Source organism: Lysinibacillus sp. NPDC093190 (assembly GCF_050280425.1).
GTDB lineage: Bacteria > Bacillota > Bacilli > Bacillales_A > Planococcaceae > Lysinibacillus.
On sequence record NZ_JBNNVG010000020.1, the window covers coordinates 1 to 20,239 of the forward strand.

Below are 20,239 nucleotides of genomic sequence, written 5' to 3' on the forward strand. Positions count from 1 at the left end.
ATCTTTTAATCCTGGGATATTCATGTTAAAATTCATTTGCACAGTTCACCTTTCTATTACTTGTTTTTCGACAATTCAAGTATATATAAATCGGTAAATCTGTGCTTTTTTTATGCGTGGAATTATGTGAATACCCCAACAAATATTATAGAACCATTATTTTAAATTAAATGACAGGACCTATTTTCTGTGCTAAAGCGCAAAAAAACTGCCCAACATGTAAATTTTACCTGTTTGGACAGTCTTTGCATCATAAGTTTTTTAATCTTCTTTTTCGATTAGTGCTGCTAATGCTGTAACCGCTTGCTCAGCATCGTTGCCATCGCCACTAAGTACGACCTCTGTTCCTTTTGCAATGGCTAAGCTCATAACACCCATAATGGACTTAGCATTTACTTTTTTCTCTTCTTTCTCAAGAAAGATATCTGCGCTAAAACGATTTGCTTCTTGGACAAATAATGCTGCTTGTCTAGCTTGTAGTCCTAATTTTAATTTTACATGGACTCTTCTCTCGGTCATTCTTAAAACTCTCCTTTACTACCGTTCATCTTATTATTTTTATCTTACCTTACTTACTAGCAAAAGAACAATACGCGATTACGCATCACATTCATACCTGAAAAGTATGAAAATTCAACCACCAATTTTTTCACCGCTTCTTAATGCATCGGCAATCTCATCGATTTTCCGTAATCGATGATTGACACCTGATTTACTAACCGTCCCACTTGATACCATTTCGCCAAGTTCTTTTAGCGTTACATCTTGATATTCTACTCGTAGTCGTGCAATTTCACGAAGTTTTTCTGGTAATTGATCTAGTCCTATTGAATTTTCAATAAATCGGATATTCTCTACCTGACGTAATGCTGCACCTATTGTTTTATTTAAGTTCGCTGTTTCACAGTTAACAATGCGATTAACACTATTTCTCATGTCTCGCAATATGCGAACGTCTTCGAACTTCATCATTGCTTGATGAGCTCCAACAATATTAAGGAAATCAGAAATTTTTTCCGCTTCTTTTAAATAAGTAACAAAGCCTTTTTTTCGTTCAATTGTTTTTGCATTTAGCTCGAATTCATTCATCAAATCCATTAAAGCCTCGCCATGCTCTTTATATAATGAATAAATTTCTAAATGGTAGGCTGATGTTTCTGGGTTGTTGACAGAGCCACCCGCTAAAAATGCGCCTCGTAAATACGCTCTTTTTTGACCACTCTTTTTAATGAGCTCCCGAGAAATAGTATGATTAAATTGAAAGTCGTCTGAGATGATTTCTAAATCGATTAGTAGCTCACGCGCACCTTCTCTTACACGGCAAATATATACGTTATTTTTTTTCAAACGCATCTTTTTTCTAACAAGTAACTCTACATTATACGGATACAGCTTTTTCATAATCGTATAAAGTCTTCTTGCGATTGCAGCGTTTTCAGTTTGTACGTCTAAGCTTAACTGTTTATTAGCAAAGGATAATGAACCATTCATACGAATTAGGGCAGATACTTCTGCTTTCATACAATGATTGTCCGCTTCTATTTGAGTTAATTCCTTTTTCGTTTCAGAAGCAAAAGACATATCACGCCCTCCTTTCAACCTTTTGTTCTATGTATATGTCCATCTTATCATATACAATAAGTGCTTTATAATTCACTAACTTCTTGTTCATAGATATTCGCGTAATCTACAAGCCATTTTGCAACGTTTGCCGCATTATGACGAACCGTCCCATCTGGGCGAATCGTGGCAATATCCCGTTTAATAACCTCTAATCCCATACTTTCGAGCTTTGCAACGTCAAATGTTACTGGCTCAGCAAACTCTTCCTTATAAAGCTCTTTTACAGGATGAGGGAGTTTTTCATTATTCACTAAAATAGAATCAATGAAGGAGTCTCCAACATGCTTGTATAAAGCTTTAACATGATCACCTGCTGTATAGGAATTGGTTTCACCTTTTTGAGTCATTAAATTACAAACGTAAATTTTTCTCCCTGTAGCCTTAACAACAGCTTTCCCAATTTCTTTTACAAGAAGGTTTGGAATAATGCTTGTATATAAACTTCCTGGGCCAATTAATATATAATCAGCACGATTGATTGCTCGAATAGCTTCTGGTAACGGTTTCACATTTTCAGGCACTAAAAAAACTCGACTAATTCGTTCTTTAGCCATGGGAATTTTAGATTCACCTTCAATGATTGAACCGTCCTCAAGCTCTGCATGTAAATTTATCTTTTTATTAGCTGCTGGTATGACACGGCCATGAACCTTTAATACCTTGCCCATTTCACTAATAGCATGGTTAAAGTCCCCGGTAATATCTGTTAAAGCAGTCAGCATTAAATTACCCAATGAATGACCACGTAAATCTTCCGATGCTGAAAATCGATATTGAAACATTTGCTCTACAAGCGGTTCAACATCCGATAACGCCGCGATCACATTGCGGACATCACCTGGTGGTGGAATATCATAGTCATCTCGTAAGCGTCCTGAAGAACCACCATCATCTGCTACTGTCACAATTGCAGTAATATCAAATGGGTGATGCTTAAGCCCTCGTAATAATGTAGAAAGCCCTGTACCACCACCAATTACAACAAGCTTTGTTCGCTTCTTTCCCATTCACTCAATCCTTTCTACGATTGATGTCACGATGCGTAATAACCGTGTTTTCCTTTCCAGCTAAATATGCCCCAAAATACTCTGCTAATGTTACCGAACGATGCTGTCCGCCAGTACATCCAAAAGCAATGACAAGTTGTGATTTGCCCTCTTGTCTATAGAGGGGAATCATAAATTCAAATAAATCCGTAAGTTTTTGAATGAGTGTTTGCGTATCTTCAAGTGCCAGAACATAAGAAGATACCTCAGTTTGTAAACCCGTTTTATGGCGTAACTCTTCTACATAATATGGGTTTTTTAAAAAACGGACATCAAATACTAAGTCGGCATCAATCGGCATACCATGCTTAAATCCAAAAGACATAATATTCACTGAGAAAATATTATCAGCATCACTGGCAAATTCTTTAGCTATTTTTTCACGTAGCTCTTTAGGCTTCATATTAGATGTATTATAGACAAATTTAGCGCGACCCTTTACTTCTGATAAAAGCTTACGTTCTTGTTTAATGCCATCTAATGGCAAACCATTTACAGCTAATGGATGTGCACGTCTTGTTTCTTTATAACGTCTAACTAAAGTTGCATCATCTGCATCTAAAAATAAAATTCGTGCAACTATATCGCCTTCTTTAAGTATATGGTCGAGGGCGCCAATAAGAGAATCAAAAAAGTCGCCACCACGCATATCCATGACAGCTGCTATACGTGTAATATTTTTACCCGAATCCCTTAGTAGGGTTAAAAATGTTGTGAGTAACGCTGGTGGTAAATTATCAATACAGTAATACCCTAAATCCTCAAAGCTCTGAATAGCTACTGTTTTCCCAGCTCCAGACATTCCTGTAATAATAACCAATTCATGTGTACCTTTTGGGCCTTCAACCACCACTGTCATTCAGCTCCTTTATTGTTCGATTGATATTTGTATTTTCTCATGAAGTAATTCAAAATCAGTTGTGTATTCGAATGTACCGTACTGAATGCCTGATTGTGAGATAGCAAATTGTAAGTTTGTTCGATCACCTTCAGCCATTGGCAAATGTTTTAAATCCTCTACTGGGTGCCATGCAAGTTTGCCTTCTCTAGTTTCTTTAAACGGTACTCCTTCTATATCCTTTGCTACAAATGTATAAAGCATCCATTCGTCCACTACCTCATTATTTTCTTTAATAACCATCGTATAAACACCCTTTAAATGAGCATTTATAGGGGTGACATTTGTTTCTTCTTGAAACTCACGGACAGCAGCCTCATAAATCGACTCACCGCTCTCCATTTTACCGCCAGGAGCTACGTACCAGCCACGTCTCGGCTTCTGAAGTAATAACATTTGACCGTCTTTTACGGCTATTAAATTTGCAATTCTTTGCATAGGCACACCTCTAATCTCTTTTGCATTCTACCTTTTATTATAGCAAGACCAAACAAGGTTTGTCCTCAATTCTAAACTTTAGGTGCATTACGATTTTAACTTCATCGATACATGTAGGAAACATGTTTTTTTACCTCTACTCAAACATATGAAACTCCGCCATAAAAAATCAAAACTTTCGTTTACAACAAAAATAGGTTGCTCCACCTTATTTGGCGGAAACAACCTACTCAACAAAATAAAAGGGGGATTGCTAATTACAATTTATATATTACACCTTTTATATGTCATTCAAGTTACAACTATATTAAGACCGTATTAAAATTGTATTTTTTTCCTTAAAATAACGATCTTGGGCTAATCACCGTAACGTGTGGTTGATTTCCGTTCCGACCGGGCGCTTTGTTGTTGCTGTCGCTACGCTTTCGCACAGATAAAACAATTGCTGACGCTTCGCTTTCGCACAGAGCAAAGCTTTCGGAGGGCGTCCGAGGAGCCGCTTCGCTTCGCTGCAGGGTCTCATCTGTGACGCTATTCCCCGAGGAGTCGCCCAGTCTCCACTCCAATCAACTTATATAAATGACATACATTTCAAAAAAATGTCATCCACAACGCTGGTGATGAAACTGCCTTTAGCAATGATCCACTTTAAGCATTAATTTTTTCTAATAATTCTTCCACATAGTGCTGTACTGCTTGTGCTGCAACACTTCCGTCGCCTGTCGCTGTAACGATTTGACGAAGTGATTTTTCACGTACATCCCCAGCTGCGAAGATTCCTGGTACTGTTGTTTCCATAGTATCATTTGTTAAAATATAACCAGCATCATTTAAAATACCTAGAGACTCAAATGGTTTTGTTAACGGAAGCATACCAATGTATACAAATACGCCGTCAGTATCAAAATCAGATTCTGTACCATCTATAGTTGATTGTAATGTTACACTTCCAACTTTACCATTAGCCTCATTAATTTCTTTGACTGTTGCATTCCAAATGAAATCAATTTTTTCGTTAGCAAAGGCACGATCTTGGAGAATTTTTTGTGCACGTAATTTATCACGACGGTGCACAATTGTTACTTTATCAGCAAAGCGAGTTAAATAAACGCCTTCTTCAACAGCAGAATCCCCGCCACCTACGACAACAAGATTTTTTTGCTTGAAGAATGCACCATCACATACTGCACAATAGCTGACACCACGGCCTCCAAGTTCTTTTTCGCCAGGCACGCCCATTTTTTTATACTCTGCACCTGTAGAAATAATGATTGCTCGTGTTTTATATTCTTTAGTACCTGATTTTATTGTTTTATATTCCTCACCATCAATAATTTCAGTTACATCGCCATACGCATATTCTGCACCAAATTTCTTAGCATGATCGAACATTTTTGTAGACAGCTCAGGCCCTAAAATTGTATCAAATCCTGGATAGTTTTCTACTTCTTCTGTACTTGCCATTTGTCCGCCAGGGATACCACGTTCAATCATTAAAGTTGAAAGGTTGGCACGTGATGTATAAACTGCTGCAGTCATACCAGCCGGACCTGCACCAATTATTACAACATCATAAATTTTTTCTTCTGACATAAATATTTCCCCCTAAACAGATTTTTTACTTTTTTATAATAACTTTAGTATGTTCATCGTATGTGAAAGTAAAAAGTTATTCAACTATGTTGCTCACGGTCTAATTATGAGTGTCTGGTAAAAACTTTAAAATTTCATCAATATACTTCGATAAAGTAGACACTGATACTCCGTATTGCTGAGCTATCTCCTTTTTTGTAACCTTGAGCATTCGGGAAGAACGGAATAAATAATCATTTGCTCCTGCAATAGCCGCTGGATTTGTAAAACGATAATTATTTATTAATGCTTGCTCACAAAGCACAAACCACATTTGGAACATTGGTGCAATTAAAGTCGTAAGCTTACCATACTGTTCTAGTAATATTTCTGGCACACTTACTGCTCGTATAAAGCTAGCCTCTACTTTGTTTTTCATATCAAATTGATGTCCTAGTACATAAGCTAGGAATAGCTTTTCATACGCATTGAATTGTTCAACGTTTATCCATTTTGGGTGCGCAATAATTTCCTGTTTATGTGCTGTACAGCTTAGTAAAAATAAGCCAAATATCCGTTCACTTGTATAATCGCTCTCTAGCTTATCTACAATATAATCACGGTCATGTTCTAATGCATCAAGGGAATACGTGTTTTCTTCTTGACGCCAAGGTTCGAAGCCTTCTTTATCGGGATCTAGCTCAAGTAGCTGCTCCCATGTACTCTTTGAAATTACTTCATGTCCTGAAAAATAAGCTGCATGTGATAGCCAAAAGTAAAAGCCAGCATCGCCTACATAGCCTCTTTTTTGCATGCTACGCAACCATTTAAATGCTACATCATATTGTCCAACTAGCGCTAATGTTGCACCCAGCTTGTAGCGATGTTCCCATAAGTATGGCTGAATTTTCACAAGTACTTCTAAAAGATCTTTTAAATCTTCTTCATTTTTTTCATAGTATGCGATAACCGTTAAATTACATAGTGCATGTAGATTCCCCTTATTTTCACGCAATACAGTGTTTAGCAGAGCCTTCGCCTGTTCTGCTTCACCAACATAAAAATAGGCAAGGGCTAAGTTGTTATAAGCTGACCAAAAATCTGGTGTATCTTCAATTAAGTCTTCTAGAATCTTAATAGCTTCAGGGAAATCTCCCTTTTCCATACAACGTCTCGCCTGTTCCTGCCGATATAAATCTTCAGCAGAACCTTCAAGCTCCTCAAAATCATCCTGCTCAAAGTCAACAAACTCTAATATCTCAGCAGCTTCATCTGCATAGGCACCCTCTGGCTCTATTTGTAAATATTGCTCTGCAAAGCGTTTAGCATCATGTATGATGCCGATACATCCTGATACCTCTGCCATGTAAAAAATAATTTCTGGATTGTCTTTATCTATCTGATAGGCACGTCGAAGAAGATCATACGCTTCCTCGAAACGTTGACCCTCTAACTCTATTATCGCTAATTGCAATAAAATCATTGGATCATCAGGGCTTAAATCAACTGCTCGCTGTAAATATTTATAGGCTTTATTCATTTGTCCGCTATTCATTGCTTGAATTGATTTTTTATAATAATAGTCGCCTGTTGGAATGAACGACACTATATTCGTTTGATTCTCTTTTTGACGTTTCTTTTCCAATATATTTCCTCCGAAACAAGAAATAAGGAACGTATCATACGTTCCTTTACACAGTAACTTCTATTATACCATACAATAAGCAATTTGCCGTTATTTCTCCTCGTGACGTTTTTCTAACACATGTAAGACGTCATAAACACTTACTTTTTGTTCTTGTAGTAACACTAGTAGATGATAAATTAAATCAGCAGCTTCCCATTTTACTTCTTCTGCATCGCGATTTTTTGCACCTATGACAACCTCAGTTGCTTCTTCTCCAACTTTTTTACAAATTTTATCGATTCCTTTATCGAATAAATATGTAGTATACGCCCCTTCTGGCATTTCTTGCTCACGCTTTCCAATGACATTTACAAGTTTCGAAATAATCTCAACAGACCCGACCTCGGCATTTTGCTGAATGATTTCCGTAAAGCAAGAAGTTGTTCCATTATGACAAGCCGGGCCAGTAGGAATTACTTCCACAACTAATGCGTCACCGTCACAGTCAGCCTTGATAGTCACGACTTTTTGTGTATGACCACTTGTTGCCCCTTTGTGCCAGAGCTCTTGACGTGAACGTGAGAAGAACCATGTTTCTCCCGATTCAAGTGTTTTCTCTAGTGATTCTTTATTCATATACGCTACCGTTAGTACTTCTTTTGTATTAGCATCTTGTACAACCGTAGTGACAAGACCCTTATCATCAAATTTAATGCCGTCAATCATCTTACTGTCACTCCTTTTTCACGTAAGTATTCTTTTACTTGTGCTACGCTCGTTTCTTTATAATGGAATATGGATGCGGCAAGTGCTGCATCTGCATCGACATCTTCAGCTAATACCTCGTAAAAGTGTTCGGCATTCCCTGCACCGCCACTTGCAATAACAGGAACTGTCACAGCCTCTCTCACAGCTTTTGTTAATGCTAAATCAAAACCGGATTTCTCACCGTCCTGATTCATACTCGTTAATAAAATTTCACCGGCACCTAAGCGAACCGCTTCCTTTGCCCATTCAGTTGCTCGCCATGTTGTTTTGTTTCGACCTCCATGCGTATAAACCATCCATGTGGCATCTGCCTCACTATAGCGGGCATCAATAGCTACAACAATACATTGCGAGCCAAAAAAGTCAGAACCTTCTTTAATGAGCTCCGGTCGCTCTATAGCAGAAGTATTCACCGATACTTTATCGGCACCTGCTCGTAAAATGCGTTTCATATCATCTAATGTACGAATTCCACCACCTACTGTAAATGGAATTGCTAATGTAGCTGCAGTTTGCCGTACGACATCAACCATTGTTTCACGTCCTTCATGTGATGCCGAGATATCTAGAAACACAAGCTCATCTGCCCCTTGCTCATCATAAAACTTGGCAAGCTCTACTGGGTCACCCGCATCACGTAACGATACAAACTGTACACCTTTTACAACACGCCCCTCTTTCACATCAAGACATGGAATAATGCGCTTTGTTAACATGATGCCACCCCCTTCAACCACTGCTCTAATAAATACACACCTAGTTCACCTGACTTTTCGGGGTGGAACTGCATTCCCGTTACAGAGCCATTTGCAACAATGCCAGGAACCTTAATTCCATGATAAGCGGCATAAGCGACAAGCTCCGTTTCTTCGATATCAGTTGCATAAAATGAGTGCACAAAATAAACATGCTTTGCCGATACCTCACCCTTTAACCATGAAGGACGCTTTGTCACTACGAGCTCATTCCATCCCATATGCGGCACTCGATACTTCTGCCCAGTGTTGTCACCACTAAATCGTTTAATACTTCCTTTAAAAAAGCCTAGACCTTTCGTTGGGGCCACTTCTTCACTTTGCTCAAATAATAATTGCATTCCTAAGCAAATTCCGAGAAGTGGTCGATTTTCAGCTTTCACCTTGAGTAAATATCGATCTAAATTCGTTTCAGCTAAACGTTTGATGGCATCTGGAAATGCCCCAACACCAGGAAGCAGCAGTGCATCTGTTGCATCTAGCACTTTTTCGTTAGCCGTGACAACAACCTCACAGCCAAGTCGTTTTAATGCCTGTTCAACACTAAATAAATTCCCCATTCCATAATCAATAACACCTATTTTCACGTTAACAGCCCCTTAGTCGATGGTACACCTTTAACACGTGGATCAATTTCCACTGCTGCGTCAATGGCACGTGCTAACGCCTTAAAAATAGCTTCAATAATATGATGTGTATTATGGCCATAAGGTACGATGACATGAACATTCATCCGGGCTTCAAGTGCAAACTTCCACAAAAATTCATGTACTAATTCAGTATCGAAGCTACCGACCTTTTCCTTCAACTGTGGCACACGATATTCTAAGTGCGGACGATTCGAGCAATCAACAACGACCTGTGCAAGCGCATCATCCATTGGCACAAATGCCGTGCCGTAACGCTTTATTCCTTTTTTATCACCGAGCGCTTCACGAATGGCTTGGCCTAATACAATTCCGAGGTCTTCTGTTGTATGATGATCGTCTATATATGTATCACCATTCGCTTGTATCGTCCCATCAAAAAGCCCATGTTTGATAAATAGATCAAGCATGTGATCCATAAAGCCAACACCCGTTTTAATATCCGCCTTTCCTTCACCATCTAAATCGATGGCTACCGAAATTTGAGTTTCATTTGTTGTACGTTCAACTTTTGCATACCGTTTCTTTTCAGTCATTGTACTACTCCTTTTCCCACCCACGCGATTCAACTGCACGTGCATGGCCCTCTAGGCCTTCCATACGTGCTAGACGTGCAATTTTCGGTGCATTTTTTGCCCAAGTTTTTTCACTATAAAAGACGACGCTCGATTTTTTCACAAAATCATCAACGTTTAAGCCACTTGCAAAGCGTGCAGTGCTATTCGTCGGCAGCACATGATTTGTCCCTGCAAAGTAATCACCAACTGGTTCAGAGCTATAACGACCGATGAAAATACCACCTGCATGTCGTACTTGTTCAGCTACAGCCTCATCATTTTTTGTGACAATTTCTAAATGCTCAGGCGCTAGCGAATTAATTGCATCTATGGCATCTGCCATCGTTTCAGCCACATAAATGGCACCAAAGTTTTCTATAGATGCACGTGCTATTTCTTCACGCGGTAAAGTCATTAATTGTTTCTCCACTTCGTCAGCTACTTTTTTAGCCAATTGCTCAGAAGTCGTCACTAAAATGGCACAAGCCAATTTATCATGCTCAGCCTGTGATAAAAGATCAGCCGCGATTTCATCAGCAAATGCTGTGTCGTCTGCTAACACTGCAATTTCACTTGGACCTGCAATCATATCAATCGCTACCTCACCAAATACTTCACGTTTTGCTAATGCTACAAAGATATTTCCCGGACCTGTAATTTTATCAACTGGAGAAATTGTCTCTGTGCCATATGCAAGAGCTGCAATCGCCTGAGCTCCACCGATTTTATATATTTCATCTACTCCTAAAATCCGGGCTGCAGCAAGTACACCTGGAGGTAATTTTCCATCGCGACCTGCTGGAGATGTAATAACAATGCGTTTAACACCAGCAACTTGTGCAGGAATAACGTTCATCAAGACTGACGATGGGTATGCTGCTGTACCGCCAGGAACATAAAGACCTACTGCATCGAGCGCAGTAATTCGTTGCCCAAGCCATGAACCATCTTTTAGTTCTAAGCGATAACCTGAACGTTTTTGCTGTTCATGATAAAAGCGAATATTTTGGGCAGCCTCTGTTAAATCATCATAAAGCTGTTGATCAATTGAATTTGCGCCCTCTTCTATTTCTTCCTTCGTTACGCGTAAATGATCAGGGGCAAAGCCATCCCATTTTTCTGTATAAACACGAATGGCTGCGTCACCTTGTGCACGAACATCTGCCAATACTTGACGCACAACCTTTAACTGTTCTTCATTTCCACCTTCAAGTGGTCGCTTTAAGGAAATACCTTTTGCTAGCTTTGTTATTTTCATAGGATTAATCTCCTTTAAATCTAGGAATGTGCCTCTTCCAGACAGTAGACATTTTTATTTAACGCATTTTTTTAAACGTTTCACAAGATCGATAATACGGTCACTCTTCATGCGATAACTTACTGGGTTGGCAATTAATCGTGATGATACGTCTGTAATAAATTCATACTCCACTAAGCCATTTTCTTTCAGCGTCCGGCCTGTTGAAACAATATCGACAATTCGATCTGCTAAGCCAATCATGGGCGCCAATTCAATCGATCCATTTAGCTCAATAATTTCAACCTGCTCTCCAATACCCTTATAATATTTCATTGCAATATTAGGATATTTTGTCGCTATTCTCGGTGCAATTTCATTCATCGTCGTATTAGGTAAGCCTGCTGATGCGATATAACAAGTACTTATTTTTAAATCCAGTAATTCATGCACTTCTCGTTGCTGTTCTAACAAAACATCTTTACCAGCAATACCAATGTCCGCTACACCATGCTCAACATAAACAGGAACATCCATTGGCTTTGCTAATATAAAACGAATTTTCTCTTCTGGAATTTCAAGCATTAATTTACGGGACATTTCGACTTCTTCTGGTAAATTAAAGCCAGCTTCTAAAAGCATCTGATATGCCTCGTCAAAAATGCGTCCCTTCGGCATAGCAATCGTTAATTCATTCACCGTCAACGTCCTCCTGTCCCACAACAACTACTTCTGTAAAGTGTGCTAAAAAAGCTGCTTCATCGACTAGGCTACTCCTTAACTGTAAGGTAGCCTGTTTACCAGTTGCTCGTAGCATCTGTACCTTTGCAAGAGCCGTTTCAAATTGTTCTTCCTCAAATAGCACGACTGTAGCATCTTGTCGTTCATCAGATTGCCCATCAATTGTTTCTAATAGGCGATCAACGCGAATACTAAAACCTGTAGCACCTACTTTTGAGCCAAATACCTCCAGCAATCCGTCATAGCGTCCCCCATTACCTAATGGAAAGCCACTGCCGGTTGCAAACACTTCAAATAACATGCCTGTGTAATAGCTCATGTGACTAGAAAGTGTAAAATCAAAGGCTACATAATCCGCTAAGTCTGCCATTTCAAGTAGTTTATTGAGCTGTTGCATATATTCTAATGCGTCATTTTTCCGCACATATTTTTCAATATCTTGTATTTCTTTTAAATTCATAGCTTCTTCAATGAATTGCAATAATGCATCGGATTTTGTTTTAGGTAAATCAAATGATTCTACTGCTTCCTCAAACCCTACATAATTGCGTTGCACAAGTAGTGTCCGAAGTATACTTTGTTGTTCAACACTTTCTGTATAATCTTGTAAAATACAATTTAATATACCTGCATGACCGATCGTCACTTTAAATTTCGTTAATCCAAATTGCTTTAATAACTCCATTGCCGTAACAATAACCTCAGCATCAGCAAATACAGAATTATCTCCAATTAACTCAATCCCCATCTGATCAAATTCTGCTGGGCGTCCACCTTCCGCTTCTTGTGCGCGAAAGACACTAGCAAAATAAGCGAGGCGTATGGGTATCATCTCTTTTAATAATTTTGATGTTGCTACACGTGCAATCGGTGTTGTCATATCAGGTCGTAGTACTAACGTGTTGCCTTGGCTATCTACTAATTTAAATAAATGCGCATCGGCTATTGCTGATGCTTTACCGACTGTATCAAAATACTCTACTGCAGGCGTTTTAATAAATTCATAGCCTCTTCTGTATAAAAAGTCTCGCCCTGTATTTCTTACAGCCTCTACCTTTTCAAATATTTGCGGAAATGTATCGCGCATTCCAAGTGGTTTCTCAAACATTTTAATCGACGACATTTTGACACTTCCTCGCGTTTCACTTTAACTCACTAGAGTGTTAGAGAATTAGATTATGAAAGAATTCTAACTTATTTCTTCTTGCTAGTCAATGCAACTACGTTTAAATTATCGAATAATTTCAATACTGATTATTCTGTTAATTATACTTGAAAATAAATAAATTGAAACTTTATTCAACAGAGCAAGCTTTTCCCCACTTAGATTACGTTCAAATCTAAAAAAACTGCGCACAGTGTCATAGTATTGAAAAAGAAAATGGTCAAGGAAATCTTTGTGAATGTTGTAGCACTTTAAATGAGGGTGATTTCCGTTCCAGGCTACTCGCTTTCCTGTGGGCGAGCGTCGAGCCGCTTCCTCCGCTTTGTTGTTGCCGCTACGCTTTCGCACAGAAAACATCTGCTTCGTACAGGGTCTCGCCTGCCTTGCTTTCACTGCGGGAAGCTTTGCTCTGCGACGAAGGCGAAGCGACAGGAGCGCTCGAGTAGCCTTCCACTCCAATCAAGCATAGTGGAGAACTTTTATAAAATTTATGCATTTCAAAAGTGAACGCCCTGGCAACGCACCATAATTGAATAGATTAAAACAGTGACGTAATTGTACATTTGTTGTTACCGCTTCGCTTTCGCATCAGATGAAATCCTTTTGCTATAAAACGACATGTCAGAGGATACATGCTATGTGAAATGGTTGATTGGCATGGAGACTTGGCGACATAATAAAGTAAAAGGATTCACACACAGTTTGTGTATGAATCCTTTTTTGCTCTTTGGCAGGTGGATGTCGATAAAATTCAAAAGTTGGGCGATAAAACGTGAAAGTTAATCGATAAAATTCAAAAGTTGGGCGATAAAACGTAAAAGTGTTCCGATAAAACTCAAAAGTTGGATGACATTTTGTTAAAACGTATGTCGCTCAGGAACGGAAATCAACACCTCGTTTTGCTAGAGAGTCATACTTTAATTTCATTGTTACAATAGTTTTTCAACAGCAAAAAAACACTGTGCATAGCAAAGCATGCACAGTGTAGGTATTATTATTTTTTAGGCGTGCACCATTCTACTACTTCATTGCGTTTGCGCTCCGCCATTTGTTCAGCTGTATAAATAATTTGCATAGGATTACCGCCTGCTAGACAGCCAGCTGGCACATCTTTATGGACAAGGGTTGCAGCTGACACAATCGCACCGTCACCTATCGTAACACCTGGTAGTATCGTTGAATTGGCACCAACCATCACTTCGTTACCAATATGAACATCTCCCAGACGATATTCCTCTATTAAATATTCATGCGCCAAAATAGTCGTATTGAAGCCTATAACGGTATTGTCACCGATATGGATACGTTCTGGAAACATCGTATCTGGCATGACCATTAAAGCTAAGGAAGTTTGCTCACCAATTTCCATTTTTAATAAAGTTCGATACAACCAGTTTTTCACACGTAAAAATGGTGTGAAGCGTCCAATTTGAATGACAACGAAACACTTCATCACCTTCCAAAAGGACACCGTATCATAAATATTCCAAAGCGAGTTTGCTCCTTCGACACGGTAGCGTTCTGTTTTACGTGCCATTTACTTACCCCGCTTTCACAATTTCAAATAAATCCGTCATATGATGCAACATATATTCCGGCTTGAATTGCTGTAAGTATTCCTCACCTTTAAAAGCCCATGCGACACCGGCTGCTCTAACTCCAGCGTTGTGTCCTGCCTCAATATCGTGGGAATTGTCACCAATCATAATCGCGTCTTCCTTGTTTACACCAAGGCGTTCAAGTGCAAGCAAAACTGGCTCTGGATCAGGCTTTACATTTTTCACATCATCCGTGCCAATACGGATATCAAATAAATGACTTGCACCAAGTACAGATAGACCACGGTCAATCATCCCATTACGCTTTGTAGACACAATCGCTAGTTTGATACGCATAGCCTTTAATTGCTCTAAAGTTGATACAACATTAGGATATTGAGTGACAAGCTCATCGTGATGTAATTCATTATATTCACGATATTTAACAATCATTGCATCCTCTTCACCAGGAGCGATGTCACTAAATGTCTGTTTTAAGGACGGCCCGAGGAATTTCAGGCAATCTTTTGGCGAATATTGCCCGGGAAATCGCTCGTTTAAAACATGCATAAACGTTTGAATGATTAAATCATTTGTATTGAGTAATGTACCATCAAAATCAAATAGTAATGCCTTTACAACCATGCTTTGCACCCCTTATTTATTATCTAAATACTTTACTGCGGGTTTTACTTTTATACGTCGGTAAATAATTGCACCAAGACCCACAACAATACCTATTATCGAAACAACCTGAGCTGAGCGTAAATTCCCTACTAAATATAGGCTATCTGTACGCATACCTTCTATATAGAAGCGACCGATTGAATACCAAATTAAATAGCCGAAGAATATTTCACCACGATTTAAATTTACTTTGCGTAAAACTAATAAAATAATTAGCCCAATAAAGTTCCAGACGGATTCATATAAAAAAGTAGGATGTACATATGTCCCTAATTCTTCGACATACATTTGATTAATAATCCAATCCGGCAGCCTTAGATGTTCTAAAAATCCACGTGATACTGGACCACCATAAGCTTCCTGGTTCATAAAATTGCCCCATCGGCCAATTATTTGTCCAATTAAAATACTCGGTGCCGCAATATCCGCTACTCGTAAAAAGCTAATATTTCTTCTACGAGTGAATATGTAAGCTGTCAAAAATGCACCAATAAGAGCACCGTGAATAGCGATACCACCATTCCAAATTTCAATAATCTTCCCAGGGTTTTCACTATAATAATCCCAACGCATCGTAACATAGTAAATACGTGCACATATTATGGATATAGGAACAGCCCATAGTAATAAATCCGCAAGAAAATCCTCGGGTAAGCCTCTCTTAACAGCCTCTCTTTGCCCTACAATATAAGCTAAAATAATACCCGATACGATTAGTAACCCATACCAACGAACAGGGATAGGTCCTAAATGGAAAGCGATCGGATTAATTTGTAATAATACTAAGTCCATCTTATACTCCTCTCAAAATCAATTCATTGCATTTGCAATTGAATCCTAATCAAAATGAATAATCATCCAACTCATCTGTAGATGAGATTACCTCATCTAATCGTCTAGAAAACTCCTCAGCTGCATTAACACCCATCTTTTTCAAACGATAATTCATTGCTGCTACTTCAATAATAACAGACACGTTACGTCCAGGTCTTACAGGAATCGTTAACTTTGTTAATTCCGTATCAATGATTTTCATTTTTTCTTCCTCTAAACCTAGACGATCATATACTTTTTCTGGATCCCATATTTCTAATTCGATAACTAATGTGATACGTTTGTACGGTCGTACCGCACTTGCTCCAAAGAGTGTCATAATATCGATAATACCAATACCTCGAATTTCGAGCAAATGTTCTAAAAGAGGAGGTGGACTCCCAATTAAAAAATTCTCTGATTCCTGACGGATCTCCACACAATCATCAGCCACTAAACGGTGCCCCTTCTTGACAAGCTCAAGTGCTGTTTCACTTTTCCCTACACCACTTTTTCCGATAATTAGCACACCGATGCCGTATACATCAACTAAAACTCCATGAGCAGCAGTCATTGGTGCTAAGCGACCTTCTAAATAGTTAGTTAGCCTACTCGAAAATTTCGTTGTTGTCATATGTGTTTTAAATACAGGTACATGTTTTTCATTGGATGCTTGTATAAGTTCCTTAGGTACTTCTAAATCACGAGAAGTAATAATAGCTGGTGTATCTTGCGAACATAGAAGACGCATGCGCTCCAGTTTCACATTTGCAGGTAGCATTTCAAAAAAAGAAAGTTCTGTTTTTCCTAGCAATTGTACTCGATTTGCAGGATAATGCGTAAAATACCCCGCCATCTCGAGCCCTGGTCTTGAAATATCACTAGTAACAATCGTTCTTCCTATTCCTTCTTCACCAGCTAAAAGTTCTAACTTAAATTTCTCCATAACGTCTCTTGTTAATACTACGACCAATGTTTAGTAGCCTCCATTCAAAGGAATTGAATATATTTTATCGCATTAACATCAGTAATTCTCCACTTATCATTGAATTAACTGTCTGTAAACGCCCGATTGGTATAACTAACAATCAGCTTACTGATTGCAGTTCCACCTTATTTTAGCATGTCTAAGTATAAAAGAAATATATTTACACTCTGTCTGCATGACTAAAATATTTCTATAAAATATAAAAAACTAGCGGTTCTCCAGCCCGCTAGTTTCATGATCTTTTTATTTTTGAGTAGCTAACCATTTGGCAACTGCTTCTGCATCTGCACCTTTGACAATACCAGGAGGCATTGTACCTTTACCATTTTTAATAATATCTAAAATTTCTGCTTCAGAAAAACGAGAACCAGCATTATTAATTTGTGGTGCATTATTTTGGCCTTGTAGCTCGCCACCATGGCAAGAGATACAAGATTTCATAGCAATTGTTTCGCCATCTGAAGCAGCAGTTTTTGTACCTTCAGTTGAAGTTGTTTTACCTCCGCCACAAGCAGCTAAGAAGATTGCTGAACCAATCGCTAATGTTAATATTGCCTTTTTCATTAGGGCCCCTCCTCAAAGTAAATAATTATCTTTCCCCGACATTATACCAAAATTATGCACGTTTGAAACCTTCTCCTAACACCTCATAAGCATTAGAAACGATCACAAACGCTGATGAGTCAACGTTTTTAATGAGTTGTTTCAGCTTTGTGAACTCTGTTTGGTAAACAACAACCATCAGTACTGGTCGTGCTTCCCCTGTATATCCACCTATAGCAGACAACTTTGTCACGCCTCGATCGATCTCGGCATAAATGGCATCACGTACTTCATCTTGTTTCATCGTAATAATGTAAACCATTTTAGACTGACTAAAGCCGAGCTGAATAATATCAATCGTTTTTGTAGTGACATAAAGTCCAATCAGGGCATACAAACCTTTCTCTAAGTCAAAAACAATTGCTGCACTAATTGCGATAATCCCATCAATTAAAAGTACACTTGTACCAAGCGATATTCCGGTATATTTTGTAATAATTTGCGCCAATAAATCAGTGCCACCAGTAGAAGCATTCCCCTTAAAGACAAGTCCTATTCCTATACCGACAACAATTCCCCCAAAAAGCGCACCGAGTAAAGGATTATCTGTCCAAGGCCCCCAACTGTTCGTTAGTAATACAATAAACGGTAATGTTATTGTTCCAATAAACGATTTGATTCCAAATTTTTTCCCAAGAAATAATACACCTGCTATAAATAATGGAATATTGAATGCATATTGTACAAAACCAGGATTCCAACCAAATAAGCCGTGTAAAATTGTACTAATCCCGCTTACTCCGCCAGAAGCTACTTGATTTGGTAGTAAAAATACATTGAAGCCAATAGCAATAATTGCCGCTCCTACTATAACGTACAAATACTCCATAATGCTTTCCCTTACATCATGAATTTGATTCATTTCCCCCACGCCCACTTCAACTATCAGAATTTTTTAAAGACGAGATGATTATAGCAAATAGTTTTCGCATTGAGAACTTCGTCTTGATGAAGGGAACATGTATTTTTATAATTTGCATTATGTATTACACTTATGACAATTAATTTGAAAACACAAAAAAATAAGCTACCTTAAAGAGCAAATTTTAGATAGCTTATTTCTTATTCTCTAGTTCATCACTGGAAGTTGCAGATGCCATTTTATTAAAACGTATGTAATGTGGCTTAGTTGATTGGAGTGGAGACTGGGCGATCAGCGTCACAGATGAGACCCTGCAGCGAAGCGACAGCAACAAAGCGCCCAGTCGGAACGGAAATCAACCCCACGCTATGATTGGCTCTTGTTATTATAAAGACTTTTCTGCCCACTCCATTGCTTCATTGTATATAAGATCAATATTTGTGAAATCCATATTGAGCTGAGGAGCTAATTTTTCTAAAGTAGACCAATCTAATTTGCCTAACGCAATACTGAAATCCAGATAAGGTGTCATTTCAGTTTGATTACCTAAAATTGTTTCTGTTATGTCTTCTGAAAAAGGTAGCTGCTGTAAAATAACAGTCAGAGGTCTTTGCAACAAAGTGTCTATCAATGAAAACATCCCAACTAAAAAATATTCAGAGAAGTTTTTCTTATAGGAAAGTTTGGCTAATTTCTCACATACTTTTGCTCTAAATAATGATGTACGCATGACTTCTTTAAAAAGATCATTATCAGCATTCATATCCATTTCTCGCATCGCCAATAAATAAATCCACTTTCGTAAATTTGAAACACCGAGTAATATAATCGCTTGCTTTATCGAACGAACCTTGGATTTAGAACGCATCTCTGAATTATTAATCATTTGCAATAATTTATATGTTAGTGAAATATCACGCTCAATATTATCAGCTAATAACTGTATATTCGGTTCCTCTTCTTTTAATAGCGTAATAATATATAAATATTGAATAGTATTAGCAGGTATATCAGTTGCTGTAATGATTTGAGGTTGTTCAAAAAAATAGCCTTGAAATAATTCATAGCCAGAATGCTTTGCCACTTCAAATTGATTTCGTGTCTCGACCTTCTCAGCTAGTAATTTTATGTGAGGAAAATTTTCTTTCACTTTATTTTCAATTTCCATTCGCTCAAGTAATGGTGACAATAAAAAGTCAACTTTTATAAAATCGATATACGTAAATAACTCATCATATACTTGTACCTCATCATCCAAAATAAAATCATCTAATGCAATTTTAAACCCATATGATTTCAGCTCAATGACTCTCTCGACTAACCGAGGTGTAATAGGGACATCTTCTAAAATCTCAATAACAACTTGCGATGGATTTAAATATTCATTTAAGGGACTCTTCAGTAAGTTTTCTGTAAAATTAACAAAACTAGGTTTTCCTTTTGTTACCTCTTCAATGCCAATCGAAAGAAATGAGTTTACTAGTACATCGATTGTTGCAGCATCTGAATCGACCATCGGAAAAGCATTCACGTTTTTGCTACGATATAATAATTCATACGCAATGACTTGTTCATGAAGGTTAAAAATAGGCTGTCTGCCGATAAATACTTCCATTTCGTCGCCTCCCTCATTTCTCCATTATCTAGTAATTAATATTATAGCATCTTTCATTA

Annotated in this window: 21 protein-coding genes; all 21 read right to left on the minus strand. The window is 38.2% G+C overall.

Annotated features, from left to right (window positions below; all coding sequences use genetic code 11):
* Positions 1–261: 261 nt before the first annotated feature.
* Positions 262–519 carry an HPr family phosphocarrier protein gene (locus tag ACQKOF_RS15745; RefSeq protein ID WP_400726827.1) on the minus strand — a complete coding sequence of 86 codons (258 nt, stop codon included), beginning with the start codon at positions 517–519 and terminating at the stop codon, positions 262–264.
* Between the two features lie 114 nt (positions 520–633).
* A complete protein-coding gene (whiA, locus tag ACQKOF_RS15750) occupies positions 634–1,581 on the minus strand; it encodes a DNA-binding protein WhiA (protein ID WP_053485815.1) in 948 nt (315 codons plus the stop codon).
* A 65-nt stretch (positions 1,582–1,646) separates the two neighbouring features.
* Positions 1,647–2,630, minus strand: a complete 984-nt coding sequence (locus ACQKOF_RS15755) for a gluconeogenesis factor YvcK family protein (RefSeq protein WP_427558865.1) — start codon at positions 2,628–2,630, stop codon at positions 1,647–1,649.
* 4 nt (positions 2,631–2,634) lie between these two features.
* Positions 2,635–3,528, minus strand: coding sequence for an RNase adapter RapZ (gene rapZ / locus ACQKOF_RS15760; protein ID WP_370048394.1), 894 nt, complete (start codon positions 3,526–3,528; stop codon positions 2,635–2,637).
* Positions 3,529–3,537: 9 nt separating this feature from the next.
* Positions 3,538–4,005: an NUDIX domain-containing protein gene (locus tag ACQKOF_RS15765; protein ID WP_427558868.1), complete on the minus strand. Its 468-nt coding sequence runs from the start codon at positions 4,003–4,005 to the stop codon at positions 3,538–3,540.
* A 648-nt stretch (positions 4,006–4,653) separates the two neighbouring features.
* Positions 4,654–5,598, minus strand: a complete 945-nt coding sequence (gene trxB / locus ACQKOF_RS15770) for a thioredoxin-disulfide reductase (RefSeq protein WP_427558871.1) — start codon at positions 5,596–5,598, stop codon at positions 4,654–4,656.
* Positions 5,599–5,698: 100 nt separating this feature from the next.
* Positions 5,699–7,222, minus strand: coding sequence for a tetratricopeptide repeat protein (locus tag ACQKOF_RS15775; RefSeq protein ID WP_427558874.1), 1,524 nt, complete (start codon positions 7,220–7,222; stop codon positions 5,699–5,701).
* Between the two features lie 90 nt (positions 7,223–7,312).
* Positions 7,313–7,930, minus strand: coding sequence for a bifunctional phosphoribosyl-AMP cyclohydrolase/phosphoribosyl-ATP diphosphatase HisIE (hisIE, locus tag ACQKOF_RS15780; RefSeq protein ID WP_427558877.1), 618 nt, complete (start codon positions 7,928–7,930; stop codon positions 7,313–7,315).
* Positions 7,927–8,688, minus strand: a complete 762-nt coding sequence (gene hisF / locus ACQKOF_RS15785; RefSeq protein WP_370048385.1) for an imidazole glycerol phosphate synthase subunit HisF — start codon at positions 8,686–8,688, stop codon at positions 7,927–7,929. Before hisF ends, hisIE begins: the two co-directional genes overlap by 4 nt.
* Positions 8,682–9,314, minus strand: a complete 633-nt coding sequence (gene hisH, locus ACQKOF_RS15790) for an imidazole glycerol phosphate synthase subunit HisH (RefSeq protein WP_427558881.1) — start codon at positions 9,312–9,314, stop codon at positions 8,682–8,684. The genes hisF and hisH overlap by 7 nt, the downstream gene beginning before the upstream one ends.
* The gene (hisB, locus tag ACQKOF_RS15795; RefSeq protein WP_053485806.1) at positions 9,311–9,910 is read right to left on the minus strand and encodes an imidazoleglycerol-phosphate dehydratase HisB; all 600 of its coding nucleotides are present in this window, start codon (positions 9,908–9,910) and stop codon (positions 9,311–9,313) included. The genes hisH and hisB overlap by 4 nt, the downstream gene beginning before the upstream one ends.
* 4 nt (positions 9,911–9,914) lie before the next feature.
* Positions 9,915–11,189 carry a histidinol dehydrogenase gene (hisD, locus tag ACQKOF_RS15800; RefSeq protein WP_427558885.1) on the minus strand — a complete coding sequence of 425 codons (1,275 nt, stop codon included), beginning with the start codon at positions 11,187–11,189 and terminating at the stop codon, positions 9,915–9,917.
* 54 nt (positions 11,190–11,243) lie between these two features.
* Positions 11,244–11,867 carry an ATP phosphoribosyltransferase gene (gene hisG / locus ACQKOF_RS15805; RefSeq protein ID WP_370048380.1) on the minus strand — a complete coding sequence of 208 codons (624 nt, stop codon included), beginning with the start codon at positions 11,865–11,867 and terminating at the stop codon, positions 11,244–11,246.
* Positions 11,860–13,032 (minus strand): ATP phosphoribosyltransferase regulatory subunit, encoded by a 1,173-nt coding sequence (locus ACQKOF_RS15810; RefSeq protein WP_427558889.1) that lies wholly within the window; start codon positions 13,030–13,032, stop codon positions 11,860–11,862. Before ACQKOF_RS15810 ends, hisG begins: the two co-directional genes overlap by 8 nt.
* A gap of 1,036 nt (positions 13,033–14,068) precedes the next feature.
* Complete coding sequence (locus ACQKOF_RS15815; protein ID WP_427558892.1) at positions 14,069–14,611, minus strand: acyltransferase; 543 nt, start codon at positions 14,609–14,611, stop codon at positions 14,069–14,071.
* Positions 14,612–14,615: 4 nt separating this feature from the next.
* Positions 14,616–15,257 carry a pyrophosphatase PpaX gene (ppaX, locus tag ACQKOF_RS15820; RefSeq protein WP_427558895.1) on the minus strand — a complete coding sequence of 214 codons (642 nt, stop codon included), beginning with the start codon at positions 15,255–15,257 and terminating at the stop codon, positions 14,616–14,618.
* Positions 15,258–15,269: 12 nt separating this feature from the next.
* Positions 15,270–16,091 (minus strand): prolipoprotein diacylglyceryl transferase, encoded by an 822-nt coding sequence (lgt, locus tag ACQKOF_RS15825; protein WP_427558898.1) that lies wholly within the window; start codon positions 16,089–16,091, stop codon positions 15,270–15,272.
* Positions 16,092–16,140: 49 nt separating this feature from the next.
* A complete protein-coding gene (gene hprK, locus ACQKOF_RS15830; RefSeq protein WP_427558901.1) occupies positions 16,141–17,085 on the minus strand; it encodes an HPr(Ser) kinase/phosphatase in 945 nt (314 codons plus the stop codon).
* Between the two features lie 258 nt (positions 17,086–17,343).
* On the minus strand, positions 17,344–17,664 hold the full coding sequence (gene cccB, locus ACQKOF_RS15835) for a cytochrome c551 (protein WP_427558904.1): 321 nt from the start codon (positions 17,662–17,664) through the stop codon (positions 17,344–17,346).
* A gap of 52 nt (positions 17,665–17,716) precedes the next feature.
* Positions 17,717–18,565 carry a YitT family protein gene (locus ACQKOF_RS15840; RefSeq protein WP_427558907.1) on the minus strand — a complete coding sequence of 283 codons (849 nt, stop codon included), beginning with the start codon at positions 18,563–18,565 and terminating at the stop codon, positions 17,717–17,719.
* A 385-nt stretch (positions 18,566–18,950) separates the two neighbouring features.
* A complete protein-coding gene (locus ACQKOF_RS15845) occupies positions 18,951–20,180 on the minus strand; it encodes an EAL and HDOD domain-containing protein (protein WP_427558910.1) in 1,230 nt (409 codons plus the stop codon).
* Positions 20,181–20,239 lie beyond the last annotated feature (59 nt).